The sequence below is a fragment of the Olsenella phocaeensis genome (assembly GCF_900120385.1).
In the GTDB taxonomy this organism is placed as follows: Bacteria; Actinomycetota; Coriobacteriia; order Coriobacteriales; family Atopobiaceae; genus Olsenella_I; species Olsenella_I phocaeensis.
Genome location: NZ_LT635494.1, coordinates 506,526 through 512,901, shown reverse-complemented (window position 1 = coordinate 512,901; position 6,376 = coordinate 506,526). Strand labels below are relative to the sequence as shown.

General features: G+C 68.4%; 5 protein-coding genes and 2 pseudogenes. All 7 read right to left on the bottom strand.

The window, feature by feature from the left end; translation table 11 throughout:
* Positions 1–138: 138 nt before the first annotated feature.
* Complete coding sequence (gene mraY / locus BQ7388_RS02390) at positions 139–1,173, bottom strand: phospho-N-acetylmuramoyl-pentapeptide-transferase (protein ID WP_062530147.1); 1,035 nt, start codon at positions 1,171–1,173, stop codon at positions 139–141.
* A gap of 279 nt (positions 1,174–1,452) precedes the next feature.
* Positions 1,453–2,727: pseudogene (locus tag BQ7388_RS02380) on the bottom strand (peptidoglycan D,D-transpeptidase FtsI family protein); the annotation flags it as partial.
* 46 nt (positions 2,728–2,773) lie between these two features.
* Positions 2,774–3,286, bottom strand: coding sequence for an FtsB/FtsL family cell division protein (locus BQ7388_RS12220; RefSeq protein WP_072499693.1), 513 nt, complete (start codon positions 3,284–3,286; stop codon positions 2,774–2,776).
* A 173-nt stretch (positions 3,287–3,459) separates the two neighbouring features.
* Positions 3,460–4,416, bottom strand: a complete 957-nt coding sequence (gene rsmH, locus BQ7388_RS02370; protein WP_072499692.1) for a 16S rRNA (cytosine(1402)-N(4))-methyltransferase RsmH — start codon at positions 4,414–4,416, stop codon at positions 3,460–3,462.
* A 24-nt stretch (positions 4,417–4,440) separates the two neighbouring features.
* Complete coding sequence (locus BQ7388_RS02365; RefSeq protein ID WP_009279434.1) at positions 4,441–4,872, bottom strand: division/cell wall cluster transcriptional repressor MraZ; 432 nt, start codon at positions 4,870–4,872, stop codon at positions 4,441–4,443.
* A gap of 572 nt (positions 4,873–5,444) precedes the next feature.
* Positions 5,445–5,807, bottom strand: a pseudogene (locus BQ7388_RS12850) (tyrosine-type recombinase/integrase); the annotation flags it as partial.
* 90 nt (positions 5,808–5,897) lie between these two features.
* Positions 5,898–6,376: penicillin-binding transpeptidase domain-containing protein (locus tag BQ7388_RS02355; RefSeq protein WP_268794027.1), on the bottom strand; the 479-nt coding region annotated here is incomplete at its 5' end.

Here is a 6,376-nt window from a genome sequence, read left to right as displayed (position 1 = left end):
GCCGTAGAGCGTGACGGAGGAGACGCGGGCCTCGCCCAGCGACGCGAGGTAGAGCGCCACGTCGACGCCCGTCTTGCCCATGCCCAGCACCAGGACGTCGCCCAGGCGCCCCCCCTTGCCCGTCTGCATTCGAGCCTCCTAGCCCAGCTGGAAGTAGAGAGCGAACCCGAGCGCCGCGAAGGCGGCCGAGACGATCCAGAAGCGGATGACCACGGTGTCCTCCGCCCAGCCCTTCTTCTCGAAGTGGTGGTGGATGGGCGCCATGAGGAAGATGCGCCGGTGCAGGAGGCGGAAGCTCAGCACCTGGCCGATGACCGAGAGCGCCTCGATCACGAAGAGGCCGCCCATGACCAGCGAGGTGACCTCGGTCTTGGTGAGCACGGCGAGGGCGGCGAGGGCGGCCCCCAGCGCGAGCGAGCCCGTGTCGCCCATGAAGATCGAGGCGGGGTGGCAGTTGTGCCAGAGGAAGCCTATGCAGGCCCCGGCGATGGAGCCGGCGAAGACCGAGAGGTTTATCTCGTCGTAGCGGAAGGCGACCATGGCCATGGCCAGCATGACCACGGCGATGCAGCCGCCCGCCAGGCCGTCCAGGCCGTCGGTGAGGTTGACGGCGTTGGAGAGCCCCGCGAAGAGCAGGAAGACGAAGAGGACGTAGAGCCAGGGAATCTGGAGGAGGAAGCCCGACCTGAGGGTGATCACCGTGGTGAGGACGCCCAGGTTGACCGAGCCCCCACCCGGGAACTCCACCCAGGGGGCCACGCCGCCCAGGTTGACGCCCACGAGGCAGAAGGCGACCGAGATGACGCCCAGCCCCAGCATCTTCTGGCGCGGGGTGAGCCCCAGGGAGCGGCCGTGCGCCACGCTCTCGATGTCGTCGAGGAGCCCGATGGCCGCGGCGGCGAGGGTCGCCAGGACGGCCATGACCAGGTCGATGGTCCAGGAGGCCTGCAGGGCGCAGGTGAGCACCGTCCCCACCAGGATGACGGCCCCGCCCATCGTGGGCGTGCCCTGCTTCTGCAGGTGGCGCTGCGGCCCGTCGGCCCTCACCTGCTGGCCCACGCCCTCGTGGCGCATGAGGCGAATGAAGGGCGGCAGGAGCAGGCCCGTCACCAGGGCGGCGATGCCCACGGCGAGGAACACCTGATAGGTGGGATAGCTCGGGTTGCCAAGCATCAGGCAAGCACCCCCTTGACGAAGCGGTCCAGCCCGACGGAGCGAGATCCCTTTGCGAGGACCAGGTCGCCCTCCCCCAGGACGGGACCGATGATGCGCACGGCCTCCTCGGCCGTGGGGACCAGCTCGAGGCGGTCCTCGGAGAAGCCCATTGTGCGTGCCGCCTCGGCCATCTGCGCCGCGGCCTCGCCGCCCACGAGGACGAGGAGGTCGGGGCCCTTTGCGGCGGCGTAGGCGCCTATGTAGCCGTGCAGGCGGGNCCAGCGACTGGCCGAAGGACATGCTGCCCAGGCTCGCCCCGTCGTACTGGTCGAGGGTCTTGACCAGGCCGGGGACCTCCCCCGGGAAGTCGATGCCGGTGTAGCTGCCGATGCCGAAGCGGGCTATGCCCTCCGAGAAGCGCTCCGCCCCGATCACGTTCTGGGCGAGGAGGGCGGCCCCGGCGTTGGAGGAGCGGCGCAGAATCTCGCGGACGCTCATGTCCATGCCGTAGTCGCGTCCGTCGTCGTCGCTCACGTAGTCGTCCCCTACCTTGAGGTAGGCGGGGACGTCGTAGGTGGTCTCGGTGCCCATGAGCCCGTCGTCGATGCCGATCGCGGTCGTGAGGAGCTTGAATATGGAGCCGGGCTCGAAGGAGGACGAGACGGGCTTGAGGCTCGTGGCGCCCTCCTCGATCTTGGAGGTGTCCGTCACGTCGTAGAGGGGCGTCGAGCAGGCCGCGATGATCTGGCCCGTCTTGGGGTCCGTCACCATGACGGAGCCGGATTCCGCGTCGAAGTCCTCCGTGCCCTTGGCGATGGTCCTCTCCGCCGCCTCCTGCACGTCGATGTCCAGAGAGATGACGATGTCGGTGCCGTCCTGGGCGGTGGAGGCCTGGGCGGACGTGCCGGCTATGGGCGTGCCCTTGGAGCCGGTCTCGAAGACGAGCTCGCCGTCCGTGCCCTTGAGCACGTCGTCGTAATAGAGCTCCAGGCCCGAGAGGCCGTCCCCGTCCGTGCCCACGATGCCCAGGACCTGGCTGCCCACGGCGCCGTAGGGGTAGACGCGCTTGACGTCGTCGAGGAAGTAGATGCCGTTCGCCTTGGCGTCCCTGAGGCTGTCCTCGACCTCCTTGGCCTTGTCCGTGTCGACCTGGCGGCGCACGTAGGAGAAGCTGGAGTCGCCCCTGAGCGTCGCGAGGTAGCTGCTTGCCTTGCCCCCCAGCTTCTCGGCCAGGATGCGGGCCGCCCCATTGGGGTCGTTGACCTTCTGGGGGTTGCAGTAGATGGTCTTGCAGGCCTGGCTCATGGCCAGGACGTTGCCGTCACGGTCGTAGATGGTGCCGCGGCGCGCGTGCACCGCCACCACGTTGGTGCGCTGGGCTGCGGCGGAGGCCGCGAGGCTGGGACCCTGTATGACCTGCAGCCAGACGAGGCGCAGGACGACCACCGCGACGAGGGCGGCGAGCACCACGAACAAGGGGCGGGCGACGCCCTCGAAGCCGTCGTCGGGCCCGAAGCCGTCGTTCCTACCGCGCCGGGACGCCACGTCGTACGAGGCGCCTCTCGCTCCCATCCGCACCAGGCGGCTCTGTTCGTTGCGTCTGCCCACGGTGAAGAGTCTAGGACTCCGCGGCAGCCGACCCCGCCTCGTCCGAGTGCTGCGCATCATCTGCAGAAGGCTCGCCCTCCTGCTGCGAGGCGTCCTGGCCCTGGTTCTGGTTCTGGTCGTCCACCTGGATGGTGTCGGTGCTGGTGGCGAAGACCATGCCGTAGTTCTGGGTGGCGATGCGGTCTATGCGAGAGGAGCGGCAGAGCGACGAGCGCACGATCTGGAGGTTCTCGTTGGCGACCTTGGCCTCCTCGATGCTCTGGGAGATGCCCGAGTTGGCCTCGAGGACGCGGACGGTCGCGGTGGAGATGAGGACCCTGCTGCCCCCCAGGACGAAGACGGCCGCGATGAGGCAGAGGGTGACGCGGAAGGCCGCGACGAACTGGCTCGAGACGCCGCGACGCGCGCGGGCGTCCAGGCCGCCGCCTTCGACGACCTCGAAGGGCGCGTGGCCGCGCTCGTCGAGGCGGCGCCTCCCCTCGTTGGCGTCGAGGCTGTATGCCTCGGACCCTGCGTACCTCATGCCCTACCCCTTTTTCTGACGCGGAGTCGGCGGGCCTTGCGGCCCGCCTCCGCCCGCTCGTGCGTTTGTGCTGCGTCTGAGCTGCGATTCTGCTGCGTTGGTGCTACGTGCTGCTGCGTCGTGCCACGGTGGTGCCATGCAAGCGGCCCTAGGGCCGGTGTTGCCTTCGGGCGCTAGGCGTCGAGCTTGACCGCCACGCGCATGAGCGCGCTCCGCGACCGCGGGTTGCGCTCGATCTCCCCCTCGCTCGCCACGAGGGGCTTCCTGGTCCTGACCTCGAGTATCGGCACGTGACCGCACACGCACACCGGAAGCTCCGGCGGACATGTGCACCCCTGCGAGAGCTCCGCGAAGGCGTGCTTCACGACGCGGTCCTCGAGGGAGTGGTACGAGATCACGCAGATCCTGCCACCCGGATTCGCCCAGCGGACGGCGGCCCTAAGGCCCTGGTCCAGGACGTCCAGCTCGTGGTTCACCTCGATGCGCAGGGCCTGGAAGGTCTTGCGCGCCGGATGTCCCCCGTGGCGCCTCCCCGCCGCGGGAATCGCGGCCTTGACCACCTCTACGAGCTGGAGGGTGGTGAGGATGGGCGCCTTCTCCCTCGTGCGGACGACCTGCCGCGCGATGCGCGCGGCGAACCTCTCGTCCCCATATACGCGGAGAACCCGGGCGAGGTCTGCTTCGGTGTAGTTGTTTATGACCTCTGCTGCGGTTTGGGTGTTGTTGCCCGGGTCCATGCGCATGTCTAGCGGGGCGTCCTCATGGTACGAGAAGCCCCTCTCTGGGATGTCGAGCTGGGGTGACGATACCCCGATGTCGAAGAGGAAGCAGTCGACCCCGGGAACCTCCGCCTCGACCAAAAGCTCGTCGAGCTGGCCGAAGTTCCCCTTGAGGAAGCGCCGGTCCGCGTCGGGGACCTCGCGCTCGAAGCGCTCGGTGGCCGCGGCGAGGGCCATGTCGTCCTGGTCGATGCCGATCGAGAGGCCGTCGGGCTGGACGAGCCGGGCCAACTCCACGGAGTGGCCGGCGCCCCCCAGGGTGCAGTCGCAGACGACCTCGCCTGGCTTGGGGTCCAGCTCGCGGATGACCTCCTCGAGCATCACGGGCACGTGCCGATATTCGCCTGTCAAGTGGCTCGCCCTCCCCGCCTGCGCCTAGTCGCGGAACATGAGCGCGTCGAGGTCCTCGTCGAGCTCGTCCATCTCCTGGCCGAAGCGGGACGCGTCCCAGATCTCGAGGTGGTCGATGTTGCCAACGATCACGACCTCGCGCTCGATGCCGCACTTCTCGAGGCACCCGGCGCCGATCTTGCCGAGCGCCACGCGTCCTGCGGAGTCGACGTCGACCGTGACGGTCTTCGACGAGAGCGCCCTGCGGAGCTTGTCGTCCCTCCTGCTGCGCGGGTCGAACCCGTCGGGGAAGAAGCTCTCGATCCACGCCTGGTGGCTCTGGGGGGTGAAGCCATAGATCGCGTCTCCGACGGGGACGAGGCACACCTGCTCCTCGAACTGCTTGCGGAACGGGGCGGGAAGCGTGACACGAGACTTGGCATCCAGGTTGTGCTGGTAGCTGCCAGTCAGGTACATGTCCCCCTCCCCTCTCTGCTCGCAGGGAGTCCCCCCTCGAAAACGTGAGACTAATAATAGGCCATCCGCCCCCTTTCGCAACACTTCCCTCCACTTTGGTACACCGAAGGCACCACATTTTGGGCTGAGCGGACCCGGAGTCTGGGCCATGCCCCACATGTCGTGGGAACGCCCGTTCTGGGCACAAGTTCGCATGGCAAGTTGTGTAGGACCTGTGAATCTGCTGGTAGAATGCATCTTCGCAGGTCAGATAGGGTGTTTTTCTCAGACGAGAGAAGCCTGCGGCCTCGGTGGGACGAGGTGTGGGGTGGAGTGCGGACAGAGGCCGGGCGGTGTAGGGGCTGGGCGGTGCCGGAGCCGCGGCACAAGCAGGAAGGCAGGCAAGAAGGCAGACCCTCTCGCTTGTCGGCACTTTTGGAGAGGGGAACCACCGACAAACGGCCGGCAATGACACGCTTATGGCCAGAACAGCCCGCTTGTCGGCACTTCTGGGGAGGGGAACCACCGACAAACCTGCCTCACCGCGCAGCGCATGCCCCGACGCCACCCCCCTGCCAGGCGCTCCAGCGCGACTACCCCTCCCGCAGGCCGGCCCTCGGATGGGCCTGGAGGTAGGCCATGCGCACGTGGGTGCGGTCGACGTGCGTGTAGAGCTGGGTGGTCGAGACCGACGCGTGCCCCAGGAGCTCCTGGACCATCCTCAGGTCCATGCCCCCCTCGAGCAGGTGCGTCGCGTAGCTGTGCCTCAGCGTGTGGGGGTGGAGTCCCTCGATCCCCACCATGCGGCCGTAGCGCTCGACGAGCGCGTGCACCGCCTGGCGCGTGATGCGGCTCCCCCTCTGGCTCAGGAACACGGCCAGTCCCGGCCGGCCGTGCACGGCGAGCAGGGGCCGCCATTCCTCGAGGTAGCTGGCGAGGGCCCGCGCCGNGGGACCGCGACGAGCGCCTTGGCACCCGTCGCGCGAACGACGTCGTCAACCAGAAGTTCGAGCATGCGTCACTCCTCCATAGGGCAGATGTGCCACCTAGTTGGTGGGTGCGACGCCCAGGTCCGAAAGCGCCTCTCCCATGATAGTAGAGAACAGCGGGGCCGCCGAGGCGGAGGCCAGATATGGAGTTCCGTTGAGACCCACGTACACCAGGACCTTCGCGTCGGAGGCGGGCGCGAAGCCGATGAGCGAGCTCACGTAGCTGTAGTCGATGTAGCCGCCCGTCTCGCCCGCCTGCTCGCCGGTGCCGGTCTTGCCGGCCACGTCGTAACCCTCGACCTGGGCGTGGACGGCGGTCCCCTCCTGGACCACGGTGCGCATCATGTCGGTCACCGCGGAGGCCGTCTCGGCCGAGACGGCCTGCCCCGCGGGCCCCCACTCCGCCTCCTGGCCGCCCTTGCTCACGAGGAAGTGGGGGGCGTGGAGGGTGCCCCCGTCGGCGAGGGCCCCCACCGCCTTGACCATCTGGACCAGAGGCACGGCCAGCGACTGGCCGAAGGACATGCTGCCCAGGC